20 protein-coding genes and 1 pseudogene are annotated in these 22356 nt (G+C 66.6%); 2 read left to right on the top strand and 19 right to left on the bottom strand.

Going from position 1 to position 22356, the window contains the following annotated elements:
• Positions 1-57: 57 nt before the first annotated feature.
• Positions 58-1125: an NAD-dependent epimerase/dehydratase family protein gene (locus AC5Y4N_RS13705; protein ID WP_499909085.1), complete on the top strand. Its 1068-nt coding sequence runs from the start codon at positions 58-60 to the stop codon at positions 1123-1125.
• Here AC5Y4N_RS13705 and AC5Y4N_RS13700 read toward each other — a convergent pair whose 3' ends face one another.
• From AC5Y4N_RS13700 to AC5Y4N_RS13665, 8 genes and pseudogenes are all read right to left on the bottom strand, one after another.
• Positions 1126-3531 carry a CaiB/BaiF CoA transferase family protein gene (locus AC5Y4N_RS13700; RefSeq protein ID WP_499909087.1) on the bottom strand — a complete coding sequence of 802 codons (2406 nt, stop codon included), beginning with the start codon at positions 3529-3531 and terminating at the stop codon, positions 1126-1128.
• A gap of 30 nt (positions 3532-3561) precedes the next feature.
• Positions 3562-3870, bottom strand: a pseudogene (locus AC5Y4N_RS13695) (enoyl-CoA hydratase-related protein); the annotation flags it as partial.
• A 10-nt stretch (positions 3871-3880) separates the two neighbouring features.
• On the bottom strand, positions 3881-5020 hold the full coding sequence (locus tag AC5Y4N_RS13690; RefSeq protein WP_499909089.1) for a M24 family metallopeptidase: 1140 nt from the start codon (positions 5018-5020) through the stop codon (positions 3881-3883).
• A complete protein-coding gene (locus tag AC5Y4N_RS13685; RefSeq protein WP_499909091.1) occupies positions 5010-6245 on the bottom strand; it encodes a M24 family metallopeptidase in 1236 nt (411 codons plus the stop codon). The genes AC5Y4N_RS13690 and AC5Y4N_RS13685 overlap by 11 nt, the downstream gene beginning before the upstream one ends.
• A complete protein-coding gene (locus AC5Y4N_RS13680; protein ID WP_499909093.1) occupies positions 6242-7411 on the bottom strand; it encodes an amidohydrolase family protein in 1170 nt (389 codons plus the stop codon). The genes AC5Y4N_RS13685 and AC5Y4N_RS13680 overlap by 4 nt, the downstream gene beginning before the upstream one ends.
• Before the next feature lie 42 nt (positions 7412-7453).
• Positions 7454-8695, bottom strand: coding sequence for a cytochrome P450 (locus tag AC5Y4N_RS13675; protein WP_499909095.1), 1242 nt, complete (start codon positions 8693-8695; stop codon positions 7454-7456).
• Positions 8696-8705: 10 nt separating this feature from the next.
• On the bottom strand, positions 8706-8900 hold the full coding sequence (locus tag AC5Y4N_RS13670) for a ferredoxin (RefSeq protein WP_499909097.1): 195 nt from the start codon (positions 8898-8900) through the stop codon (positions 8706-8708).
• Positions 8897-9694: a TetR/AcrR family transcriptional regulator gene (locus AC5Y4N_RS13665; RefSeq protein WP_499909099.1), complete on the bottom strand. Its 798-nt coding sequence runs from the start codon at positions 9692-9694 to the stop codon at positions 8897-8899. The genes AC5Y4N_RS13670 and AC5Y4N_RS13665 overlap by 4 nt, the downstream gene beginning before the upstream one ends.
• A gap of 99 nt (positions 9695-9793) precedes the next feature.
• On the opposite strand from AC5Y4N_RS13665, the gene AC5Y4N_RS13660 reads away from it, so the two are divergent.
• Positions 9794-10765 (top strand): enoyl-CoA hydratase/isomerase family protein, encoded by a 972-nt coding sequence (locus AC5Y4N_RS13660; protein WP_499909101.1) that lies wholly within the window; start codon positions 9794-9796, stop codon positions 10763-10765.
• A gap of 16 nt (positions 10766-10781) precedes the next feature.
• On the opposite strand, the gene AC5Y4N_RS13655 is transcribed toward AC5Y4N_RS13660, so the two are convergent.
• Genes AC5Y4N_RS13655 through AC5Y4N_RS13605 form a run of 11 tightly spaced genes read right to left on the bottom strand, consistent with a single transcriptional unit; the run spans position 10782 to position 22282 of the window.
• On the bottom strand, positions 10782-11606 hold the full coding sequence (locus AC5Y4N_RS13655; protein ID WP_499909103.1) for an SDR family oxidoreductase: 825 nt from the start codon (positions 11604-11606) through the stop codon (positions 10782-10784).
• The gene (locus AC5Y4N_RS13650; RefSeq protein WP_499909105.1) at positions 11606-12421 is read right to left on the bottom strand and encodes an SDR family NAD(P)-dependent oxidoreductase; all 816 of its coding nucleotides are present in this window, start codon (positions 12419-12421) and stop codon (positions 11606-11608) included. Before AC5Y4N_RS13650 ends, AC5Y4N_RS13655 begins: the two co-directional genes overlap by 1 nt.
• On the bottom strand, positions 12414-13280 hold the full coding sequence (locus AC5Y4N_RS13645) for an alpha/beta fold hydrolase (RefSeq protein WP_499909107.1): 867 nt from the start codon (positions 13278-13280) through the stop codon (positions 12414-12416). Before AC5Y4N_RS13645 ends, AC5Y4N_RS13650 begins: the two co-directional genes overlap by 8 nt.
• A gap of 3 nt (positions 13281-13283) precedes the next feature.
• Positions 13284-13898 carry an NADPH-dependent FMN reductase gene (locus AC5Y4N_RS13640; protein ID WP_499909110.1) on the bottom strand — a complete coding sequence of 205 codons (615 nt, stop codon included), beginning with the start codon at positions 13896-13898 and terminating at the stop codon, positions 13284-13286.
• 6 nt (positions 13899-13904) lie between these two features.
• Positions 13905-14894: a cyclase family protein gene (locus tag AC5Y4N_RS13635; protein ID WP_499909112.1), complete on the bottom strand. Its 990-nt coding sequence runs from the start codon at positions 14892-14894 to the stop codon at positions 13905-13907.
• On the bottom strand, positions 14894-15709 hold the full coding sequence (locus tag AC5Y4N_RS13630; protein WP_499909114.1) for a coniferyl-alcohol dehydrogenase: 816 nt from the start codon (positions 15707-15709) through the stop codon (positions 14894-14896). Before AC5Y4N_RS13630 ends, AC5Y4N_RS13635 begins: the two co-directional genes overlap by 1 nt.
• A gap of 17 nt (positions 15710-15726) precedes the next feature.
• Complete coding sequence (locus tag AC5Y4N_RS13625; protein WP_499909116.1) at positions 15727-17079, bottom strand: LLM class flavin-dependent oxidoreductase; 1353 nt, start codon at positions 17077-17079, stop codon at positions 15727-15729.
• Positions 17080-17082: 3 nt separating this feature from the next.
• Positions 17083-18861: an FAD-binding protein gene (locus tag AC5Y4N_RS13620; protein ID WP_499909118.1), complete on the bottom strand. Its 1779-nt coding sequence runs from the start codon at positions 18859-18861 to the stop codon at positions 17083-17085.
• A complete protein-coding gene (locus AC5Y4N_RS13615) occupies positions 18854-19783 on the bottom strand; it encodes a 3-carboxyethylcatechol 2,3-dioxygenase (protein WP_499909334.1) in 930 nt (309 codons plus the stop codon). Before AC5Y4N_RS13615 ends, AC5Y4N_RS13620 begins: the two co-directional genes overlap by 8 nt.
• Positions 19731-21419 (bottom strand): bifunctional 3-(3-hydroxy-phenyl)propionate/3-hydroxycinnamic acid hydroxylase, encoded by a 1689-nt coding sequence (locus AC5Y4N_RS13610; RefSeq protein ID WP_499909120.1) that lies wholly within the window; start codon positions 21417-21419, stop codon positions 19731-19733. The genes AC5Y4N_RS13615 and AC5Y4N_RS13610 overlap by 53 nt, the downstream gene beginning before the upstream one ends.
• Complete coding sequence (locus AC5Y4N_RS13605; RefSeq protein ID WP_499909122.1) at positions 21416-22282, bottom strand: alpha/beta fold hydrolase; 867 nt, start codon at positions 22280-22282, stop codon at positions 21416-21418. The genes AC5Y4N_RS13610 and AC5Y4N_RS13605 overlap by 4 nt, the downstream gene beginning before the upstream one ends.
• Between the last annotated feature and the right edge of the window lie 74 nt (positions 22283-22356).

Here is a 22356-nt window from a genome sequence, read left to right as displayed (position 1 = left end):
CATTCGGCGTCGTCGCTGAATGTCATAATCCGGGTCGGCGACACAAAGAGGCGGCCCATGTCCGAGACGGTGCTTGTCACAGGAGCGTTCGGTCTCGTCGGGCGCACGACAGTCAGAACCTTGGCCGCCCAAGGCTGGCACGTGGTCGCCACCGCCCGCGGCGGTGCCGCTAATCGCAAGGCGGCCAAGCGACTTGCGCCCGGAATCGAAGCGAGATGGGCCGATCTGACGGATCCGGGCGCCATCGAGCGCGTCGTTGCGGAGGCCGTGCCGGACGTGATCGTCCACCTAGCTGCGGTCATACCGCCGGCGGTGTATCGCGACGCCGGGTTCGCCCGCAGAGTCAACGTGGACGGCACGGCGTCGTTGTTGCGGGCGGCCCAAGCCCTGCCTCGGCCACCGCGCTTCGTGCAGGCGTCCAGCGCTGGGGTCTACGGCGGGCCGAACCCGTACCGCATCACCGATCTGGTCGACGCCGACACACCACCACGCCCCTGCGAGTTGTATGGCGGTCACAAGCTCGAAGCCGAGCACCTGGTGCGCGCGTCGCAACTCGAGTGGGTGATCCTGCGGCTCGGCGGGGTGATCAGCGCCGATCCGGCCGAAGCGCCGTTCGACGCGGACACCTTGTTCCTCACAACACTGTTGCCGACCGATGGGCGGGTGCACACCGTCGACACCCGCGACGTCGCCACCGCAATCGCAGCGGCGACCACTGCAGATGTCGTGGGGGAGATCCTGCCGGTGGCGGGCGACGAAACTCACCGCCTCACTTACCGCGACGTGGGCAACGACAGCGTGGCGGCCAGAGGATTCCCCGGGGTGCTCACGGGTGGCCGCCGTGGCGATCCGAATAGCGACGACTGGTACCCCAACTGCTGGATGGACCCCAGCCGCGGACAGAAACTGCTGGCGTTCCAGCATTATTCGTGGCCCCGCATGCTCGCCGAGATGCGAGCACGCACTGGCTGGAAACGGTATCCTGCGCGGCTCATGACGCCACTCGTGAGACGGTACGTGAGACGCCGTCACGCCTATCGCGGTTGGCCGGGCCAATACGCCGATCCGTGGGGCGTCATCCGCTCGAAGCTCGGCGAGCCAGGACTGGACAGGCTCGTCTCGTGATCATCTCGCGGGCGCTCGGCCGATCACTCCGATCGCCTCTAGCTCGTCGATTTCGGTTGTGCTCAAACCTAATTCGGACAGCACCTCATGGTTGTGCTCACCCAGCAACGGAGCGGGCCGCCGGTGGAACCGGTGCGGGCCGCTGGAGAATCGCATCGGCAACGTGCTGTGCGGCGCGGCCGAGTTGACGGGATGCGACACCTCCTCGAAGAAACGCCGGAACGCCAGCTGCGGCAGTTCGGTCTGCCGATGGGGCTGGATGACCTTGGCCACTGGCACTCCCGCTTCCCAGAGCAGCTCGACGATCCGGTCGCCTGACTGTTTGGCGCACCACGCGGAAAGGTGCTTGTCGATGAGGTCGTGGTGTTCGCGTCGGCCGGCATCGGTGTCGAAGTCGGGGTTCGCCGCCCACGCGGGGTTACCCATGGCTTGCTGCAGTCGCAACCACTGGTCGTCGGTGGCAACCGCGACCGCGACCCAGCAGTCGGCGCGGCCGAACTCGTCGATGTCTGATGTGGCGTAGAGGTTCTGCGGCGCGGCCGTCGGCCCGCGGTTGCCGGCCCGCTGCAGCAGCGCGCCGTATGCGGTGTACTCGATGACCTGTTCGGCAGACACATTGATCGCGGCGTCCACCATCGACGCTTCGATCAACATGCCCTCACCGGTTCGGCGGCGGTGCTCCAGTGCCAGCAGCAGCCCGTTGAGGGCGTGCACGCCCGCGTTCGGGTCGCCCACGGAATACGGCTCGTAGGGTGGGCGGTCCGGATATCCAGTCAGCCAGCTCAGTCCAGCCGCCGCCTCGATGGCGTAGGCGAACGCGGGGTTGTCGCGCCACGGCCCGTCGAGGCCGAAGCCGGGCATCCGCAGCACGATCAAGTCTGACCGAATGCGCTTGAGCACAGTGGAATTCAGGCCGATCTGATCCATCACCCGGGGAGTGAAGTTCTCGACGAACACGTCGCACGCGGCGATGAGCCGGTGCAGGATATCCCGTCCGCGTGGGCGTTGCAGATCGAGCGTCACACTCTTCTTGTTGGTGTTCAGCGCCGAGAAGATCGGCGACTTCTCCCACCAGTTCTCCTCGGTGACCGGCACGCCAGCGATGAGACGGGTGCCGTCGGGGCGCCGGGTGGACTCTACGTGGATCACGTCGGCGCCGAGCAGTGCCAGCATGTGGGTGCAGGAGGGTCCTGCCCAGAACGTGGTCATGTCGAGCACGCGAATACCGCGCAGCGGCAAGTCCGTCGACTCGTCAGCGGGCGGCCGGTTGACGCGGCGGTCCGGGGTGTTTCGCCGATAGTGCTCGGTGTGCTCACCGAGTCGCGGAGCGGCCGCCGGGGGCCGCAAGACCTGCGGCTGCATGCGGTAAGGATGGCCAGGCTGGTGGAAGTCGCCGCGCGGGTTTTCCACGAAAGATCCGCGGACCCGGAAGTGCTCGAGTGACTCGATGTTGGCGCCGTTGGCCACGGGGGCGTTGGGGATGCGGAAAGCCGTTGCCAGTTCCCGGATCTCGTCGACGGTGTGGCTTCTCACCCACTCGTAGATCTCGGCGGCCCTCTCGTTGGCCTGCTCGGTGATCGACAGCGGCGACTCCTCGTCGATCCACTCCTCGTGGCCGATCATCACGCAAAGGTCGAACCACTGCTGCGCGGTTCCGCACCCCAAATCCACCAAACCGTCCTTGGCAGCGGCAATCCCGGGCACCGTGAGCTTGCGTTCCGTGCGCCACGGCCGGCCGAGCATCTCGAAAAACGTCACTGGGTAGTAGGTGAGCGCCAGGATGTCCACCTCGAGCATCGACAGGTCGATGAGCTCTCCCCTACGCCCGCCGATGCGCGACAACAGCGTCGCAGCGCTCGCATACGCCCCGGCCAGATATTCACCAACTCGGCCGCCGACGTATACCGGTGCCCGGTCCGGGGCACCGCGGCCGAGGCCGATGATCCCGCCGGACCACGCCTGCAGTGTGAACTCGGTTGCCGGCTTCTCACGCCACGGTCCGTCGAGGCCGAACGGCGTGATCGAGGTGACGGTCAGATGCGGGTGCGCTCGGCGGATTTCGGACGGCGCGAACGCGGGCAGTTCGGCGACCGGCGACCCGCGCGACCACACCACCGCGTCGGCGCCGGCGAGCAACTCGCGGAGCAGGCCGACGTCGGCGGCGTCGTCGGGGTCGACGACCACGCTGTGCTTGGCGGCCGCCAGGAACGTGAACAGCGCACCGTCGGAGCCGGGGTCGATCGCCGCCCCCGACGCCGTCCATTGCCGCAGCGAATCACCTTGCGGTGCTTCCACTTTGATTACTGTCGCGCCGGCGTCGGCGAGCAGCTTCGTGCAGTAGGCGCCTGCGATACCGGTGGACAGTTCTACGACGACGAGCCCGCCCAGTGGGGCGTTCTGGGACACCACCCGTCAGCCCTTCCGCTGGCGGTTGGGCACCCAGGTCCACATCCGCGGTCCCCAACCGTAATAGCGGAACGACGGGTGGCCGAACAGCGCGTCCTCGGACGAGATGACCACGGGAAGGTCGGCACCGCTGCCGAAGTCGTTGCCGACGCCGCGGATCACCACGACTCTGACGTCGTCGTCGACAGTGGCACCGTGCAGAAGGTCGGCATAACGCAACCGCGCGGCGGTGGTGGGTGCGTTGAGGAACTCCGGGCGGTTGAACGTGATCGTCGCGATCTTGGTCGCCGGATCTTTGTCGTAGAGAATGATCTGTTCGGGGGGCGGCCTAACCGGCATCGGGTGGTCCTCAGCTGAATCCGACACGGGCGCCGTACGACGGGCTCGACGTCAGCACCTCCGGCCCGTGGGTGCCGATCAGCACCGCGTCGCGCCGGTACACCGCGCCGATGCCTTCGGCGAAGACGTAACCGGTGACAGCCAGCACCATTCCCGGCTGCAGGCGCTCCTGCGCGGCGGTTCGCGACAGGTGCGGGGTCACCACCGGCGGATCGAACCCCAGCCCCAGGCCGTGAGCGACGGGCATGGGAGGCAGCGGCTCACCGGCCGCCTCGTACGCGGCGAGCAGATCGGCGGCCGGAGCACCGGGCCGGCACGCGTCGATGAGTCTGTCCCACAACGCATTCGAGCGCCGATACAGGTGACGGACTGGCTCGGCGTCGTCGCCGTCAGCCGGCCACGTCCGGCCCACCTCGCCGACGTAACCGTCAGCCAGTACCCCGGCCGAGAAGGCCACCAGGTCGCCGGCCTGCACGCGGCCGTCACCACGGGCCCGCCGCCACGGATGTTCACGCGAGGTCACCCACGCCGCGTCCTGCGTGGCGGGGGTGCTCACGCCGCCCGCCGCCATCGCCTCCAGAAGCGCACCGGCCAAGGACCTTTCGCTGATCCCGGGCCGCAATTCGGCCACACCGGCGGCCAGTCCGTCTTCAGCGACCCGCAAGGCCGAACGAACGGCAGCGATCTCCTCGGCAGTCTTGATCCTGCGCGCGGCTCGCATCGCCAACTCGCCGTCGACGATCTCCGCCTGGGGGAAAGCCATCGGAAGCAGGTTGGCGAAAGTCGGTGACAGCGCGTCTGTTCCGACCCTGCGTGCGCTGCTCGCACCGTCGAGGCGCTGCAGCACGGAGATCAACGTCATCGGGTTCCACGCCAGCCCATACAGGTGGTCGTGTGGGATGTCGTCCGGTATCCCCTCGTCCCAGGTGCTGTTCAGATAGATTTCACCGGTGGCGCGGACCACAGTGCAGATCGGTCCGAACGGCCGCGTACCCGCCACCCAAAGTTGAGGCGCCCCAGTGAAATACCGGACGTTGGCTTGTCGACCCAACACCAGCACGTCGAGCTCGTGGGCCGCCATCGCGGCGAACGCCCGCTCTCGGCGGCTGATCCGCAATGCCCGCGCATCGGGCAGGATTTCAGTCGCCATACGGCGCATACGGGTAGTCGGTGAGCGACATCCAGCCGTCGTCGGTGATGACCACGATCTCCTCGCTTCGGTAACCGCCGGTGCCGTCCTTCCACACCACCGGCTCCAGCACCAGGACCATGCCGGCCGGGAACACGAAGTTGTCGTCGAACTCCTCGCCGAGGTCAGTGCCGATCATCGGAGTTTCGGCCGCGTTGGTGCCGATGCCGTGGCCCAGGTAGAAATGCGGCAACCACGGTTTGCGCCCGCCGTTGGCGGCGATCGCTGCTCGGGCCAAGTCTCCTGACGTCGCGTCGGCTTTCGTCACGTCGAGGACCGCCTCGAGGATGTGCCGCCACCGGTGGAACTGCTCGGCCTGCCGCGGCGTCGGCTGCTCGCCCACGAGCCAGGTCCTGCCGAAGTCCGAGCAGTATCCGGCGTAGGTGATGCTGACGTCGGTCCAGAGCACATCGCCCTTCCTCAGCGCTCGCTCCGTGGTGAGCAGCGGCAGCGCGAGGTCGCCGTGGGTGGTCCAGACGCCGTCGGCTTTGGTGCCGGGCATCACCTGCCAGATCGCCTCGAGCATGTTGGTGGTGGCGCCGAGTTCGAAGGCGCGGCGCACGAACCTCGCCGACAGGTCGATCTGCCGTACCCCCGGCACCAACTCCTTCTGCACCTCGGCCGCCGCCCGCTCGGTGATGCGGCAGGCGGTGCGAATACAAGCGATCTGGTCGACGGTTTTGACCAGCTTGGCTGCCCCCACCACCGACGCCGCGTCCGACGGCGCGCCGCCGGGAAAAAGCCTGCCGGCTGCGCGACGCATCGCACCGGTCAGCTCGTCGACCGCCATCGTCGCTTCCGGCGGGACGAGCTCGGCCAGCACCCGCGCCAAATGCTCGATACCCTCGTCGAATTCGAGGTAGAGCGGCGGGTGGAGGTGATCGGCCGGAACCTGCGACCAGAACGAGGCTCCTTCCCGGAACGGCATGAACAGGTGAGGATGCTCGTCGGCGGCCAGCACGATGGCCACCGGCCGTTCGACATGCGACAGACCGGCGTCCAGCAGCGGCCAGGCGGCCCCGGTCGCGTAGACGACGTTGCCGTTGCCGAGCAGAAGCAGCGCGTCGATACCGCTGTCGGCCATCGCCGACCGGAGCCGGGCGCCGGTTTCGCGGTACATCCGCGCGAAGTCCGGTTCGACCGGAATCTGCAAGCCAGACGACGCCGGGGAGACGGAGGTGGTCATGCGAGACTTAGGAACTCCTTGATGTTGCCGCTGCAGATTCGCGCGGCGTTCTGCGGCCCCACCGCCTCCACGACCGCGGCCAGCGACTTCTCCGAGTACCCGAACGTGCTCTCGTTGTGCGGATAGTCCGACGACCACATCACTTTGTTCACACCGATCCTGTCGATCAACTGGAGTCCCAGCGGATCGACCATGAACGACGCGCTCATGTGGGTGTCCCAGTAGTACTGGATGTCATGATCGAGTTTGTGGTTGAACATGTGCTGATATGAGGCCAGCAGATGTTCGGCATCCTGCAAAGCCCATGGCACCCAGGCGATCCCGCCCTCGAACCAGCCGATCCGCAGTTTGGGGTGCCGGTCGAGAATGCCGCTGAAGATGTACTTGGAGAACACCTCGCGGAAGCCGTCGACGTTGACCATCATGCCGACGACGACGCTGTTGAACTCGCACGGCGTCTTCGGCGGAGTCTCGCCGATGTGGTGCGATACCGGTAAGCCGGCTTCTTCGATCTCGTCCCATACCGGTGACATCGCGGTGCTGCCGTAGTCGATCACGTTGCCGTCGTCGTCCTTGCCGGGATTGACGGGCATCAGGAAAGTCTTGAGTCCCAAAGACTTCAGCTCGGCGAGCGTGCGGCGCGTGCCATTGGCATCCCACCAGTTGATCAGTCCGACGCCGTAGAAGTGACCGTTGGACCGCTCCTGAAGATCGGCGATGTACTCGTTGTAGATGCGAAACACACGTTCCCGAATCTGCTTGTCGGGGAAGTGGAACAACGCGAGCACGGCGTTGGGGAACGCGAGCTCCTTGTCGACGCCGTCTTCGTGCAGTTCGCGGATTCGCGCCTGGATGTCCTTGGTGGCCGCGCCCGGCAGGTCGTCGTACTGCATGAGCACGCGGCTGAAGTCACCCGGCAAGAAGTTCTGGCCCTTGCGGCCGACCATGTAGGCGCCGTCCTCGTACCAGATCCGCGGCGCCTTGTCTTTGAGGTCGTCGGGGAAGCGCTCGTAGAAGATGTCGTCGGCCAGCGAGATGTGGTTGTCCGCCGAAAACACCTCGGTACCTTCGGGAAGACCGACGGACCCGGCCGCGTGGCCCCGGCGGTCCTTGGGCGCGCCGAAACCGCCCGGTGGATACAACGTGGCGGTAGTTGAAGGGGACATCTGTTTGACCTCCGTTGTCGAAATCTCGGGAACGTCGCCGGATCACCAGACGACCGGCAGTTCGTAGACGCCGTATGCAAGCCGGTCGTGCTTGAACGGGATTTCGCCGATCGGCTTGGCCAGCCGCAGCGTCGGAACCCGCCGGAACAGCGTGGCGAAGACGATCTGCAGCTCCGCGCGGGCGAGCTGCTGGCCGACACACTGGTGCCGGCCGTATCCGAACCCCAATTGTGCGGCGTCGGACCGCCGCAGATCGAGCTTGTCGGGTTCGGGAAAAGCCTTGGGATTCCAGTTCGCCGGCGCGAGGTCGATGATGATGCCCTCGCCGGCTTTGATGACTTCGCCGCCGATCTCGATGTCCTCGACGGCGACGCGCCGCTGCCCGTTCTGGATGATCGACAGGTAACGCATCAGCTCCTCGACCGCGGCCGCCACCACGCCTGCGTCGTCGGTGTCGCGGATGACCGCCAGCTGGTCCGGGTGTTCGAGCAGGGCCAGCACGCCCAACCCGATCATGTTCGCGGTGGTCTCATGGCCGGCGATCAGCAGGCCGGTGCCCAGCTGAGCAGCCTCCCGGACGCTCAGCTCGCCTGCCTTGACCCGCTCGGCCAGATCGGATACCGCGTCCTCGGCGGGGTTGTCGATCTTGGCTTGCACCAGATTGGCCAAGTACTTGGCAAGTCCCGCAGCGCCTTTCGCGGTGTCCTCGGCGGTGGCATAGCGGGCCAGCCCGATGTTGGCGTGCTGCTGGAAGAACCCGGCGTCTTCGTATGGCACCCCGAGCATCTCGCTGATCACCAGCGACGGGACGGGCAACGCGAGCGCCGTGACGATATCGGCCGGCTGCGGCCCGGCGAGCATCGCGTCGATGTGGTCGTCGGTGATCTTCTGGATCGCCGGCCGCAGACCCTCGACGCGCTTGAACGTGAACGGTTTGGACAGCATGCGGCGAAAGCGGGTGTGCTCCTCGGCGTCGGACGTGAACACCGACCGCGGCCGCCTGTGGACGGTGGCGAGCATGCCTTCGTTCCAGTGCGGGAAGCCGGGGCGCCGGTCGTCGACGCTCACCCGCGAGTCGGCGAACAACGTGCGTGCCTCCTCGTAGCCGGTGATCAGCCACGGTGTGCTGCCGTCCCAGATCTTGACCCTGCTCAATCCTTTTCGGGCGGCGAGTTCGCGAACTCCTGGCGGCGGAGCGAACGGGCACGCCGGCGAGCGCTCCATCGGGTAGTCGGGAATCTCGGCGGTCGTGCCGGCGGCCGTCGCGGTCAGCGTGTCAGACATGGCACTGTTCTCATTCCTCGATGGCGATGGCCTGCGCCGGACACGCGGCGGCCGCCTTGCGGGCGTTCTCTTGCTGATCGGCAGGCGGGTGCTCGGTCAGCAGCACCACCACCCCGTCGTCATCGCGCTGGTCGAACACGATGCTTGCGTTCAGCACGCACTGGCCTGATGACACGCACTTGTCTTGATCGACAACAACTTTCATCGTCCCCGCCTCCCGGTGTTCGTCACCCGCGCCAGCCACAGGCCCACGATCGCGTCGATAAGACCGGATGCGGCCGCCTGCCAGCCCGGCCGCGCCAGCGGCGCGTTCTCCGCCATCGCGCGTTCCCGTTCAGCGCAGGTGTGCATCAACAGGTTTCGCGCCATCACGCTGCGTTCGGTGTGTACGTGTTTGGGAAGGTCGGGAAGGCAGCGGTTGATCCGGCCGATGACCTGCACCAGCGACGGCGAGCTGAGCGCGTCCTTGACGACGATCTTGTGGTAAGCAGGGTCGGCCATCACCTGTGCGGCGAACCGCGCATACCAACTCGGGTTGCCGAGCTCGGCGAGATGATCGGTGAGCGGGCACACCAGGCACGCCACCCAGTCGCGCAGCTCGGCGGAGTCGCCGGTCTCGGCGACCATCTGCTCGCGGAGCCGTTCGATGGGCACGCGGTGCCGGTGCTCGATCTCGCGCACCAGATCGGTCTTGGTGCCGAAGTGGTAGCCCACCGCGGCGTTGTTGCCCTGGCCCGCAGCCTCGCTGACCTGACGATTGGACACGGCATACACGCCGTGCTCAGCGAACAGCCGCTCCGCGGCAGTCAGAATCGCTTCGCGGGTGCCGTTGGCGCGATCACTGCGCAGCGCTCTGGGCGTGGTCATCGCGACGACGCCCGCGAGGCGGTACTCATGGCGCTCAGTCCAGCACGCCCGGCCAGTTAAGTCAAGCGACTGATTTAACGGGTGGGCAGCCGAGCTCTCGCGTGCTAAGCGGAGAGTAGAAACAGCCCGCATGGGCAGCCGACGCTGAGACACTGACGGCGGCTCCCGCCGCATGCGCCGAGATCGACGACATCGACGACGTCAACGCAAACCATCTGACCGGAGAGGGATATGCCTGATTACGACTACGAAGAGATGAAGCGCGAAGCCGCTCAATACATCAAGTTCGAGAAGGACGTCGAGAACAGGATCGCCTACATCACCTTCGACCGCCCGGAGGCGCAGAACTCCACCACGTTGGGCATGCGTCACAACTACGCCGACCTGATCCACAAGTGCAACGTCGACGACGAGGTGAAAGTCGTCGTCATCCGGGGCGAGGGCGATGATTTCGGCAGCGGCGGCGACCTACCCGAGCAGCGCGACATGCTGGAGAACCCGGGCATGCCGCTGTTGCACGAACTCGCGATCAACGACGACAACGTCAAATACCCGCCGGGCGGCTCGTACCGCTATCTGTCCACCGTCACCGACTTCTACGCGAAAGCCCGCGCAGGCAATCGGCCGCTTCAAGAGTTGCGCAAGATCAGCATCGTCGAAGCCAAGGGCTACTGCTACGGCTGGCACTTCTATCAGGCCGCCGACGCGGACCTGGTGGTCTCCTCCGACGACGCCCTGTTCGGTCACCCCGCATTCCGCTACGTCGGCTGGGGACCTCGGCTGTGGTGGTGGGCCGAGACCATGGGATTGCGCAAGTTCTCCGAAATGTTGTTCACCGGACGGCCTTTCAGCGCCAAGGAGATGTACGACTGCGGCTTCGTCAACAGCGTGGTGCCGCGCGAGAAGCTCGAGGACGAGACACTCAAGTACGCGATGGCGTGCTCCCGTTCGCGCCCGACGGACACGGTTGCGGTGCAGAAGACGTTTCTGGAGCTGTACAAGCAGTACAAGGGCGAATACTTCGGCAGTCTGCTGACCGGCATGATCGAGGGAATGCTGCCGTTGATCGCCAATGATCAGGACGACGAAGTCGACCTCACCGAAGGGACATTCGGCAAGGGCCTCAACAACGTGGTCAAGGACAACGACCTCAACTTCCCGCCGGAGTGGCGGCTCAGCCGATCCGGGCGCAAGAAACCATAACCCGCTTGACAACGAATCACCCGAGGGCGCCGGACCTCATCGCCGCGACGACCCCGCCGTCGACGAGAAGGTCGGTCCCCGTGACGAACGACGATTCCGGGCCGAGGAGAAACGCCACCGCGTTCGCGATGTCGAACGGCGTACCGACCCTCGCCGTTCCGGACGCGTCGACCATCGCGCGCATGACTTGGCCGCTTTCTCCTTCGAGTTCGGCGCGTCCCATCGGCGTGGAGATCACCCCGGGACTGACGGAGTTCACCCGGGCGCCGCGCTTGCCCCATCGAACGCTTTCGGCCATGACACGCAGGCGGTTTGCGTACTTGGCGAGCGCATAGGCGTGTCCTGGCTGCGAGATGTGGTCGGATTGCAGGTAGGGAAGCGTCAGCAGCCGGTCCGGGGGTGCGGTGGCCAGCTCCTTCTGCTGGTCCGGCGGAAGTTCTCCCAGCATGTGGCCCGCCATGCTGGCGATCACCACCCCGGTCCCCTGCGGTGCGATCACGTCGCCGAAAGCCGCCAATACCGCCGCGACACCGTAGAGGTCCACGCGCAGAATGGCTTCCACGCTCGCCTGCACCGGCGACAGACCCGCGGTGTGGACGACCTGACTCACCGCTCCCTTGGACGCGGCGGTGTTCACGAGCGCGGCGACCGAGTCCGCGTCACCGACGTCGACCCGCTGGGCCACGACGTCGTACCCGTCACCCTCGAGGCTCGACGCCACAGCGTCCAGCGCAGTGGTGTCGAAGTCGGCGAGCAGCACGGTGCGGCCGGTCCCCTGCCGCCGGGCGATCGCGTCGCCCATGCCGCCCACGCCGATGACGACAACGACGGACGATGTCATCACCCATCTCCTTTCAGCCGGCGCCGAATCGGCGTGCCTGCGACGGTGCCGCCGTCGACCGGTAACACGGTGCCGGTGACGTAGGCCGAGCGGTCACTGGCGAAATAGAGTGCCGCCTCGGCCACGTCCTCCGGTGTGCCTTCGCGCTGCAGCGGCCGGTTGTCCCGCATCCTCTGTCGCGACGCCTTGACGAACGCCTCGCGTGCCCCTTCGCTGAACTGCTTGGCCGACGCCGCGAGAATGGGTGTCGGAATGCTGCCCGGCGCAAGGCAATTGACGCGAATTCCGTACGGGGCCAGTTCGATCGCCGCGCACTTGGTGAAGTACAACACCGCAGCCTTCGACGCTCGGTACGTCATCACCCCACCCCCGGCCTGGATGCCGCCGATCGATGACACGTTGACGATCGACCCGCCGCCGTGCTGCGACATGTGCTTGCCGGCTTCGCGGGTTCCGATCATGACACCCAGCAGGTTGACGGCCATCACTCGCTGGAAGTCCCCGAAATCGTCGTGCAGCAGGCTCTTGTGCATCCGGCTCGGGATTCCGGCGTTGTTCACCATGATGTCCAGACCGCCGAACGTGTCAACGGCGGTCGCCACCAATGCGCTCACCTGCTCGCCGTCGGACACGTCGACGCGCCGGAACACGGCTTGGTCGCAACATTTGTCTGCCAACGCCGCACCGTTGTCTTCGTCGAGGTCGGCGATCACCACTCGTGCCCCCTCCGTGATGAATTTCTCCACGGTGGCATACCCGAGTCCTGAGGCACCGCCGGTGACGATGGCCACCTTCCCCGCCAGGTCGCTACTCATCGCGCTGTCCCTTCGCGTCGGCCGGTACACCGAACTTGCTTGCCTCGCAGAAGAACTGCAGAAGAAGCGAGTTGACCACTTCGGGTTGCTCGATCTGCGGGCAGTGACCGGCGGCCTCGATCACCGCGGATCGGCCGTGCGGAATCTGATCGGCGATTTTCGCCGCCCAGCCCGGGGCAAGCAGCTTGTCGCATCCGCCTTCGACGACGAGCGTGGGCACCGCGATGCGCTCGTAGGCACGGGCACTCGACGGCGACGGCGGCGGCTCGAGCCCGGGACGCCGAAATCTGGCCGCCGCCAGCGCTTCCCATGCACCGGGCGCGATGCTCGACTCGTAGCGCCGCCGCACGTAGTCGTCGTCAGCGGGGAACGACGGGTCGAAGAACAGTGCCTCGACGATGCGGCGCATGCCCTCCAATGTCGCGTCGTACTCGTACAGCGCATCGACGTAGGAGTTGCGCTCGATGTCCCCGCCGCCGCAGATCGCGACGATGCTGCGGGCAGGCAGCACCGGTGCGTCGGACGTCGCGTCGACGAGCAGGTTGATGGCGCCCATCGAGTTCCCGACGAAATGTGCTGACGCGGCGCCTACTTCGGCGCAGAACCGGGCGATGTGCCTGATCCGCATGCCGCGCCCGTCGGTGAAGTCGACTACCTTCGCCGACTGCCCGAAACCCAGCATGTCCGGGGCCAGCACGCGGTAACGCTCGGCCAAGGCGCCTATGTTGCGCTCCCAGCCCAGTTCGGCGCTCGCCCCGAATTCGCCGCCGTGCAGCAGCACCACCGGATCGCCCTGTCCGGCTTCGAGATAACTGGTGGCAAGCCCACCGACGTCGACGGTTTTGCGCTGCGCCGGCACTGCTCAGCTCGCCCCGCCGGCGGACTGAGCGAAGGTCAGCACCTGGGTGGCCATCAATTCGAGCTGGCTCTTGATGGTCTCGTCGATCAACTCGCCGTTCTCGTCGAAAATCTTGTCCGCTGAGTTGATCGCGACGCCCAGCGGGGTAGGCCACGCGCGCAACGCGTGCCCGATGCTGCGCAGGTGGGTGAGCGTGCCGACGGCGGCCTGCCAGCCATAGGCGCATGTGATGCATCCCCACGGCGTGTTGTCCAGGTACACCCGCTCGTCTTCCCGCAGATCTTCGATGTAGTCCAACGCGTTCTTGATCAACCCCGACACGCTGCCGTGGTAGCCGGGCGAGGCCACCACTACCGCGTCCGCGTCACGCAGCGCGTTGACCAGCTCTGCGGCCTTCGGTGTGCGGGACAGTTCGTGCGGCGCGTACATCGGCAAATCGATGTCGCGCCCACAGAACAGCCTCGTGCGGCCGCCTTGCCGCTCCACCGCCTCCAGGCAGTACCGCAATGCCCGCTCGGTCGACGAGTTCGCCCGCAGGGTGCCACCGAGCCCCACGATGAGGGGCCTACGCCGGTCGTCGTCGAAGGTTCCGCTGGCGGTTGTTGAGCTTGCCGTCATGTCCACCTACTTGATCGCAATCGGATTGAGTGGAGACCCGACGCCTCCGGTAACACGCAACGGCGGTGCGACGAGCTGGAATTCGTAAACGCCGTCGGCAGCGCAGTCCTCGGCCAGCGCGGTGAGGTTCCAGTACTCGCCGAGCATCAGACCCATGTCGCGAAGGCACAGCATGTGCATGGGCAGGATCGCGCCGTCGACACCGGACACGGGATCCTCGACCATCAGGTTGTCGGCGGCCACCGCCGCGACGTCGTGGTCGTGCATCCACGACGCGCAGCGCCAATCCAGACCGGCTCCCGGCTCCGATCCGTCGCCGGTTTCGAGAAACCTTGCCCACCAACCGGTTCGGACCAGCACAATGTCGCCGCGTTGCACCGTGACGCCCTGAGTGCGAGCCGCTTGGTCGAGCTCTTCCGGTGTGATCGGATCGCCCAGTTCACAGAACGTCGCGACACCGCGCAGCCGCACGATGTCCAGCAGGACGCCGCGCGACGTGATGCCCTTGACGTCGACCTTGTCGATGCCGCAGTGAAACGCTCCCAGGCTGGTCACTGAACTGGCCGGGAAACCGTTGTAGAGCTGGTCGTCGTAATACACATGCGACAGCGCGTCCCACTGGGTGGCCGCTTGCAACGGCATGATGATCATGTCGTCGTTGAATCGCATCGGCCCGCTCTCGGCGTAGCCGCTCAACTGCACGGCCGTCGGGTTTCGCAACCATTTGGGCCCGTACTCCACCAGTGTGCGGGCGTCCCCGCCGTCGACGGTCATCACGTGCAGCGGGTTGGGCCGGTAGTGGAATGCGCCCTGCGGACCCGACGAGCCGAAGTCGACGCCGAGCGGGAACACCTTGCCGTGTTTGACCAGACTGGCGGCCTGCTGCACCTTCTCGGCGGTGATGAAGTTCAGCGTGCCCAGCTCGTCGTCGTCACCCCAGCGGCCCCAGTTGCGCACGTCGTCGGCGATGCGGCGGAAGTCGTTGAGAGTGGCCACTATTCGCGTCCTGCCAAGGTGGCGGCGATGCGGCTGGCGACGTTGCCGCCGTCAACCCACAGCACCTGACCGGTGATGTAGCTGGCGGCAGCGCTGTTCAGGAACACCAGCACCGCCGCCTGTTCGGACGGCCCCGACACCCGGCCCAACGGCTTGGCGATGGTGTCGAGGTACGCCTGCCCGTACGACGCGCGCAACTGGTCCAGGATCGGCGTCTCCGTCACCCCGGGCGCGGTGCAGTTGATGCGAATGCCCCGGGCGCCCAGCGGGGCGGCGTTGGTCATGCAGTACAAGATGATCGCTTCCTTCGACAACCGGTATCCCCCGTCGGCCAGTTCCTCCGGGTGGCGCCGGCACCAGTCCAGCCCGTCCTCGAACGATCTCGTCCGCACCAGCCCGGCGGTGGCCTGTCGGTGGTCCAGATAGTCAGCCGCGGCCAGCGACGAGACGCACACGACCGACGAGCCGGCGCGCATCGCGGGCAACAGCGCCTCGGTGAGGTGGCGAGTCCCGAGGAAGTTGATCGTGGTGACCAGCAGCGGGTTGCCGATACCCGACGACACGCCGGCGACGTTGAACAGCGAGTCGACGTGGGCGCCGACCGCCGACGCTGCACGGTCGATCGACACCGGTTCGGCGAGGTCGACTTCGTGAAACTCGTTGAGCTGCAGGGCCGGCCGATGCCGGTCGAGGCCGACGACCTCCGCCCCGAGCTGTGACAGCTGCCGCGCGACGTGCTCACCGATCCCAGAAGCACAGCCGCTGACGACGACCCGCTTGCCGTCGTAGCGCCACAGCTGCTCGATTTCTTCCATCGATCACGAGTTTTGCACTAGACCTGTTGTCCTTTGCGGGTCCGGGTATCGGCATCCGGGTTTCTGCTGGTCCAGCCCTCCCCTGACTTGAGCTTCTTGGCGGCCTCCTCGATGCCGGCGGTCATCTCGTCCATCGCCAACGACACCTCGTTGGCGGTGTAGCTGTTGCGGCCGGTGGGCAGTCCTCCGAATGCATAACTCTCGTCGAACTCCGGAGCGGTGGCGGCAGGCCGGCGCGCTTCGAGCTTCTCGATTATCGGTTCCAGTCGCTTGGCCTTCTCGGCCCTGGCCTTCTCGTCGCGCTCGATGAACTCCGGCAACACCTGCTTGCCCATCAGCTCGATGGATTCCATCGTCGCCTCGTGCGTGCGCGGTGTCAGCAGCAAGATGAGTTCGTCGACCCCGCTCTCCTCGTAGCCGCGCAGGAACTCACGCACCGTCGCGGGACTTCCGATTGCCCCGCGGCCCGGGCCGTACGCGACCGTCGGATCCTTCTCGATCTCCTCGAGGTACCGCTTCCAGACGCCGGTCCGACCGGGCGTGTGCATTCCGGTCATGTAGTAGTGCATGATTCCGAACGCGAAGAATCCGCCGCCTTTGCCTAGGCGTTGCACGGCCTGCTCGTCGGTCGGCGCAACCATCATCGACAGGTCGCCGCCGATGGCGAGGATGTTCGGGTTGACCTGCGGCGTGACAGGAACGCCGTTCTCCTCGAGCTCCTTGTAGTAGCCGTTGACGCGTTCGGCGAGAGGGCCGGGGCCGGTGTAGGCGAAACTCAGTGCGCCCAAGCACTTTTGGGCGGCCATCTGCACCGACGCCGGCCGGGTGCACGCCACCCACACCGGCGGGTGAGGCTTCTGCAGCGGCTTGGGGATCACGTTGCGGGGCGGCATTTCGACGTGCTGGCCTTTGAACCCGCTGAACGGCTCTTCGATCATGCAGCGAATCGCAACCTCGAGGGCTTCCTCCCACATGGCACGCTTGTCTGCCGGGTCGATCCCGAAACCACCGAGCTCGCCGACGGACGACGACTCACCGGTGCCGAATTCGACGCGGCCGTTGGACAGCAGATCGAGCGTGGCGATGCGCTCTGCCACCCTCGCCGGGTGGTTGACCGCCGGGGGAAGATGCATGATGCCGAAGCCCAGGCGGATGTTCTTGGTGCGCTGACTGGCGGCGGCCAGGAAGATCTCCGGCGCCGTCGAATGGCAATACTCCTCGAGAAAGTGGTGCTCGGTCAGCCACACCGTGGAGAAGCCGGCCTTGTCGGCCAGCTCCACTTCGTCGAGCCCGTCTTGAAACAGCTTGTGCTCGTCGTCCGGCGCCCACGGCCGCGGCAAGGGAAACTCGTAGAAAAGCGATATCTTCATGTGCTACCTCCGGTTGAGCGTCGAATCGCTAGTCGCACTGGTGTTTTGGTGAGCCGGTAGATGAGCCGCGATGTGCTTGGCTGCCACGTAGCCGAATGTCATGGCCGGACCGATGGTGGCACCGGCGCCGGCATAGCTGCGTCCCATGACGGCAGCCGAGGTGTTCCCGGTCGCATACAGTCCGGGAATCGCGGTGCCGTCGTCGCGCAGCACCCGGGCGAATTCGTCGGTGCGCAGCCCGCCCGACGTGCCGAGGTCGCCGAGGATGATCTGGAACGCGTAGTACGGCGGCTCGCCCAGCGGATACAGATTCGGATTCGGCAGTGTCGGATCGCCGTAGTAGTTGTCGTAGGCGCTGTCGCCGCGGTTGAAGTCGTCGTCGTGGCCGTTGCGCGCCAGCTCGTTGAATCGCTCGGCCGTCCGGCGCAGGTTATCGGGCGGCACTCCGATCTTGGCGGCCAGCTCCTCGAAGCTGTCGGCTTCCTTCACCACGCCCGAGTCAAGCCATGCCCGAGGCACGTTGCGGCCGGTGGGTACCGGCGCGAACGGCACTTTCGGTATCGGCAGGTGCCCGGCCACCACATAGCGGCGAAACGACCTGATGTCGGTGATCAGCCAGCACGGGATGTGCCTGACGCCCGACTTCTCGCCCTCGATCATCGCGTGCGCGAAATCCATGTACGGCGCGGCCTCGTTGACGAACCGCTCGCCGTCGCCGTTGACCACGAACTGCGACGGCATCATCCGCTCGTTGAGCATGAACTGCAGCCGGCCATCGGGCCAGCAGATCGCCGGAAACCACCACGCCTCGTCGAGCAGATCCGTTGCGCCGCCGACCTTTTCACCGGCGCGGATGCCGTCGCCCAGCGCCAGCGGGTTGCCGAAGCTCCAGTCCACCTTGTCGCCGCTGACCTCGCGCACGCGGTCCAGCACCGGCAGGTGCTGCCTGCGCCAGGCCATGTCGTGGTCGAAGCCACCGGCGGCAAGGATCACCCCGCCGCGGGCGCCGATCCGCAATGCCCGGCCGTTGCGCTCAACGACCGCGCCCACCACCGCACCGTCAGGACCGGTGATGAGCTCCGTCATCGGCGCACCCAGCCACAGCGGAATGCCGCGGTCCTTCATCGCCAGACGCATCCGGGCCGCCAGCGACTGGCCGATCGCGGCCATCCGCTCCCCGAACACGCGCGCCCGAAACACGCGCCAGATCAGCTTGACCAGAACGGCTTTGCCGCGCCACGACTGGCGCACCTGGTAGAACAGCCGCAGATCCTTGGGTCCCAGCCAGATGCCTCTGGGCGCCAACGCCAGTGGCTGCAGCAGGTTCTGTTCGTCGTCACCGAGCTTGCGCAGATCGATCGCCGGCACATTGATGGTGCTGCCCCGTTCGGAGCCGCCGGGAAGTTCGGGATAGTAGTCGGCGTAGCCGGGCTTCCAGACGAACTCGAACCACGGGCTGAGCTTCTCCAAGAATTCCATCATCTCCGGCGCGGCGTCGACGTACTGGCGCAGGCGGGCATCGCTGACGAGGCCGCCGGTGATCTGGCGCAGATAGTCGAAGACTTCGTCCGGTGAGGGTCGATAGCCTTGTCGGCGCTGCGCCGGAGCGCCCGGAACCCAGATGCCGCCACCCGACAGGGCGGTGGATCCCCCAAAGCAGTGCGCTTTTTCGACCACCAGCGTGTCGAGCCCGAAGGCGTCGGCGGCCAGCGCCGCGGTCATTCCGCCGCCGCCGGAGCCGACGACGAGGACGTCGACGACGCGGTCGAAGTCCTCACTCATCGGCAGCCCTGCCGACTCCCGTCCGCACCGCGAAGCCCGCGATCAGGTCGGGTGCCGCACGGTAGTAGCGGACCTGCGTCTGGTACGGCCCCTGGCTGGCGAGTGCCGCGAAAGCCGCCAGCCATGTGCGGATCTCGTGGGCGGAGTTGCCGGCCTCGCGCGCGATCCAGTCGTTCGACCAGCTGTCGAGCTCGATCAGGTCACCGCGGTCGAAGATGTCCAGGAGGCGTTGATCCCATTGGGGATTCAGCGGGTGCATCGGGCCGCGGCCCGCAGCGAACTCTTGGGAAAGGCCGATCACCGCGGTCTGCCGCGCCTGGCGTTGTTCGGTCGTCATCGGCCGTCCGTGCAGGATGCGCTCCAACGCAGGGGCGGGCGCCGTTGCGAGCGTCGGGACCGGCGGATCATGCGACAGCCCACCGGATCCCACGATCAGCACACGCTTGCCCAGTGTGGCGGCGAACCGGCCGACGGCGGTACCCAGCGCGCGGGCGCGCTTGACCGGCCCGAGCGGCGTGGCGACCGAGTTGATGAAGATCGGCACCACCGGGCGGCCCGTGGCATCGCCGAACAAGATCTGCAGCGGCTGCACGGTGCCGTGGTCCACGTCCATGCTCGCCGAGATCGCGACGTCCACGCCCGCGTCGAGCACGGCTTGGGCGCAGTCCGTCGCGATGTCGTCGGGTACGTCGAGCGGACCGGCCTGGGTGCCGAAGTCGCCGACGCCGGTGGCCGCGGTTCCTATGCAGAACGGTGGCATCAGCTTGTAGAAGAAGCCGTTGTAGTGGTCCGGCGAGAAGATCACGACGAGCTCTGGATCGAACTGCCGCACGAACTCTCGCGCAGCCGACAGTGCGGTGTTGACGTCATCAAGGAGATCTTGCGACGGTCCGGGAAGGTTCAGCAGCGGGCTGTGCGACATACAGCACAGCGCCAGAGTCGCCTTCATGGAATCCTTTGCCTCCTCTCTGCGTCAGACCGAGGACGTCGAACAGGGCGGTGCTGATCTCGGGTGCTCGCTGCGCAATGCACGCTCCGGCGATGCAGCGGTCCGGGCGCAAAAACAGCACGGATTCGGTGTGCGCGTCGAACCACGCCTTCAGCCCGCCCGTACGGTCTCCGACGACCACGACGTCGGGGTGATCGTGCCCCGGCCAGTGCAGCTGGGTGAGCGGACGTCCTTCGACGAACCTGGTGCCCAGCGTTTTCCAGCGCTCGAACGCGTCGGCTCCGAGCAGCGCGCGGGGATCGTTGTTCCAGCACAGCACCGAGAATCGGGGCCCCAGCACGTCGTCGAGCAGCACATCCCGGCGGTCTCTGGTGTCCACCCGCGGCTGCACGAACAGGGTGCCCACCGGGGAAGCCGCTGAGCGCGGCTCCTCGTGGTACACCGCCCCCTGCTCGTAGCGCGGCATCGGCTTGAACCGCATCTCGAGGACGTAGCGCTTCAGCGTGGGCACCACCGAGGCGGCTCGAATCACGTTGTCGCGCAGGCGCGCAACGCGGCGGTTGGTCGGCGAGATCACCCGGCCCACCATCGTCGACAAGTCGATCATGGCCCTGGCGTGCTTGCGGCGCTCGACGTCGTAGGTGTCCAGTAGCGCGTCCCCGGCTTGGCCATTGACCACCGCGGCGAGTTTCCAGCCCAGATTCGCTGCGTCGCGGATGCCGCTGTTGTAGCCCTGTCCTTGCCAGACCGGCATCAGATGGGCGGCGTCACCGGCCAGCAGGAGTCGTCCGCTGCGGAACGCGCCGGCGATGCGCGAGTGGTGGGTGTAGACCCGGTGGCGGATCACGTCGACCCGTTCGGGGTGCGGTACCAGTCGGGCCAGCATGCGTCTGATGAACGCGCGGTCCTCGGCGACGTCGTCGGATTCGTCGGCGTGGATCATGAACTCGAAGCGCCGAATGCCGTGGGCAATCGAAATCGACGCGTAGGGTCGCTCGGGGTCGGCGCCGACCTCGCTGTTGGGATGGCCGAGCGGGTCGTTGGCGACGTCGACCACCAGCCAGCGCGTCGACGACGTGGTGCCGTCGAAAGAGACACCCATCAGCCGGCGGGTGGCGCTGCGACCGCCGTCGCAGCCGATCACGTACTGCGCGTCGACGTTCGACGATCCGGCGCTCGACACGAGGCGGACCGTGACACCGTCAGGCGACTGTTCGCAGCCCTCCATGCGGTGCCCCCACCTCAACTGCACGTGGTCGAATCTGTCCAATCCGGCGAGCAGTTCGGCATCGACCATCGGTTGCACGAAGCCGTTGCGCTTGGGCCAGCCGAACCGCGCGTCGGGTGGCGCCATCTCGGCGAGCAGCCGACGTTTGGCGTCGAAGAACCGAAGGATCTGGTTGGGCACGGTGTGCGGAAGAATCTGATCCACCAGGCCGATCGACTGGAACGTGCGCAGTGCTTCGTCGTCGAGGCCGACGCCGCGCGGATAGTCGATGAGCGTGTCGCGCTCCTCCACCACGAGGGTCCGAACCCCTTGCAGCCCAAGGATGTTCGCCAACGTCAGGCCGACCGGGCCGGCGCCGACGATCACGACATCCGGATTCATTGCCGCCCCAGCAAGAACTCGATGTGCAGCCTGTTGAACGTCTTGGCGTCCTCGTACTGCGGCCAGTGGCCGCAGCCCGACATGACCTCGAAGCGCGCCCCGGGAATCATCGACGCGATCCGGCGCCCCTCGGTCACGTCGGCGGTGGGGTCGTCACTGGTCCACAGCACAAGCGTCGGCGCGGTGATAGACCCGTACTCGTCGGGACCGAGGATGTTGCGCGCGCGGATTCTCGGATCCTGCAACGCCATGATGTCGCGCATCGCGGCGACGAACCCGGGCTGGCGGTACACCCGCTGCCGGCTCGCGACGAGGTCGTCGTAATCCTTCGACTTGTCGGCCATCAGCCATTTGATCCGCGCCTGCACCGTCTCCCAGCTCGGGTTCTCGGCCGCCGCCATCGACAGCGTGATGATCCGGTGCATCACTGCGGGATCGGCTTGCGAGCCGCCTGCGGTGTTGAGGACCAATCGGTGCACACGCTCGGGATGGTCGATGGCGATGCGGGCGGCCACCCAGCCGCCCAGCGACTCCCCGGACACATGCGCACGGTCGGCACCGATCGTGTCGAGCACCGCGACCAGGTGGTCGACATAGTGGCGCACCTCCAATGGGTGGCCGGGCTTGTCGGTATAGCCGTGGCCGAGCATGTCGATCGCCCACGTCGAAAAGTGCTCCGCGTGCGCCTCCAAGTTGCGGACGTAGGCCTCGGCGTGGCCGCCGGAACCGTGCAGCAGCACTAGCGCCGGCTTGGCCCGGTCACCGACGTGCAGGTAGCGCGTGCGTACGCCGCGCGCGTCGAGGTAGCCCTGTGAGAACGGGACGCCCTGGAGATCGCTCCAGATGCTCTCGTAATCCGCCACTTGCCACCTCGCCGTCGCCCCGCGCCCATCGCCGCGGAAATCTTGTTCTCGCGATGCGCGAACCGAATGTGCTA

Source organism: Mycobacterium sp. NGS19, assembly GCF_059813155.1.
The sequence above is the reverse complement of the archived record's forward strand: the minus strand, read 5'-3'. Positions and strand labels throughout refer to the sequence as shown.

Bases quoted from the DNA above. Each gene is read 5' to 3' on its own strand.
- AC5Y4N_RS13705 (WP_499909085.1), top strand. From the start codon at position 58: ATGTCCGAGACGGTGCTTGTCACAGGAGCGTTCGGTCTCGTCGGGCGC.
- AC5Y4N_RS13690 (WP_499909089.1), bottom strand. From the start codon at position 5,020: ATGGCGACTGAAATCCTGCCCGATGCGCGGGCATTGCGGATCAGCCGC.
- AC5Y4N_RS13685 (WP_499909091.1), bottom strand. From the start codon at position 6,245: ATGACCACCTCCGTCTCCCCGGCGTCGTCTGGCTTGCAGATTCCGGTC.
- AC5Y4N_RS13680 (WP_499909093.1), bottom strand. From the start codon at position 7,411: ATGTCCCCTTCAACTACCGCCACGTTGTATCCACCGGGCGGTTTCGGC.
- AC5Y4N_RS13675 (WP_499909095.1), bottom strand. From the start codon at position 8,695: ATGTCTGACACGCTGACCGCGACGGCCGCCGGCACGACCGCCGAGATT.
- AC5Y4N_RS13670 (WP_499909097.1), bottom strand. From the start codon at position 8,900: ATGAAAGTTGTTGTCGATCAAGACAAGTGCGTGTCATCAGGCCAGTGC.
- AC5Y4N_RS13665 (WP_499909099.1), bottom strand. From the start codon at position 9,694: ATGCGGGCTGTTTCTACTCTCCGCTTAGCACGCGAGAGCTCGGCTGCC.
- AC5Y4N_RS13660 (WP_499909101.1), top strand. From the start codon at position 9,794: ATGCCTGATTACGACTACGAAGAGATGAAGCGCGAAGCCGCTCAATAC.
- AC5Y4N_RS13655 (WP_499909103.1), bottom strand. From the start codon at position 11,606: ATGACATCGTCCGTCGTTGTCGTCATCGGCGTGGGCGGCATGGGCGAC.
- AC5Y4N_RS13650 (WP_499909105.1), bottom strand. From the start codon at position 12,421: ATGAGTAGCGACCTGGCGGGGAAGGTGGCCATCGTCACCGGCGGTGCC.
- AC5Y4N_RS13640 (WP_499909110.1), bottom strand. From the start codon at position 13,898: ATGACGGCAAGCTCAACAACCGCCAGCGGAACCTTCGACGACGACCGG.
- AC5Y4N_RS13630 (WP_499909114.1), bottom strand. From the start codon at position 15,709: ATGGAAGAAATCGAGCAGCTGTGGCGCTACGACGGCAAGCGGGTCGTC.
- AC5Y4N_RS13625 (WP_499909116.1), bottom strand. From the start codon at position 17,079: ATGAAGATATCGCTTTTCTACGAGTTTCCCTTGCCGCGGCCGTGGGCG.
- AC5Y4N_RS13620 (WP_499909118.1), bottom strand. From the start codon at position 18,861: ATGAGTGAGGACTTCGACCGCGTCGTCGACGTCCTCGTCGTCGGCTCC.
- AC5Y4N_RS13615 (WP_499909334.1), bottom strand. From the start codon at position 19,783: ATGTCGCACAGCCCGCTGCTGAACCTTCCCGGACCGTCGCAAGATCTC.
- AC5Y4N_RS13610 (WP_499909120.1), bottom strand. From the start codon at position 21,419: ATGAATCCGGATGTCGTGATCGTCGGCGCCGGCCCGGTCGGCCTGACG.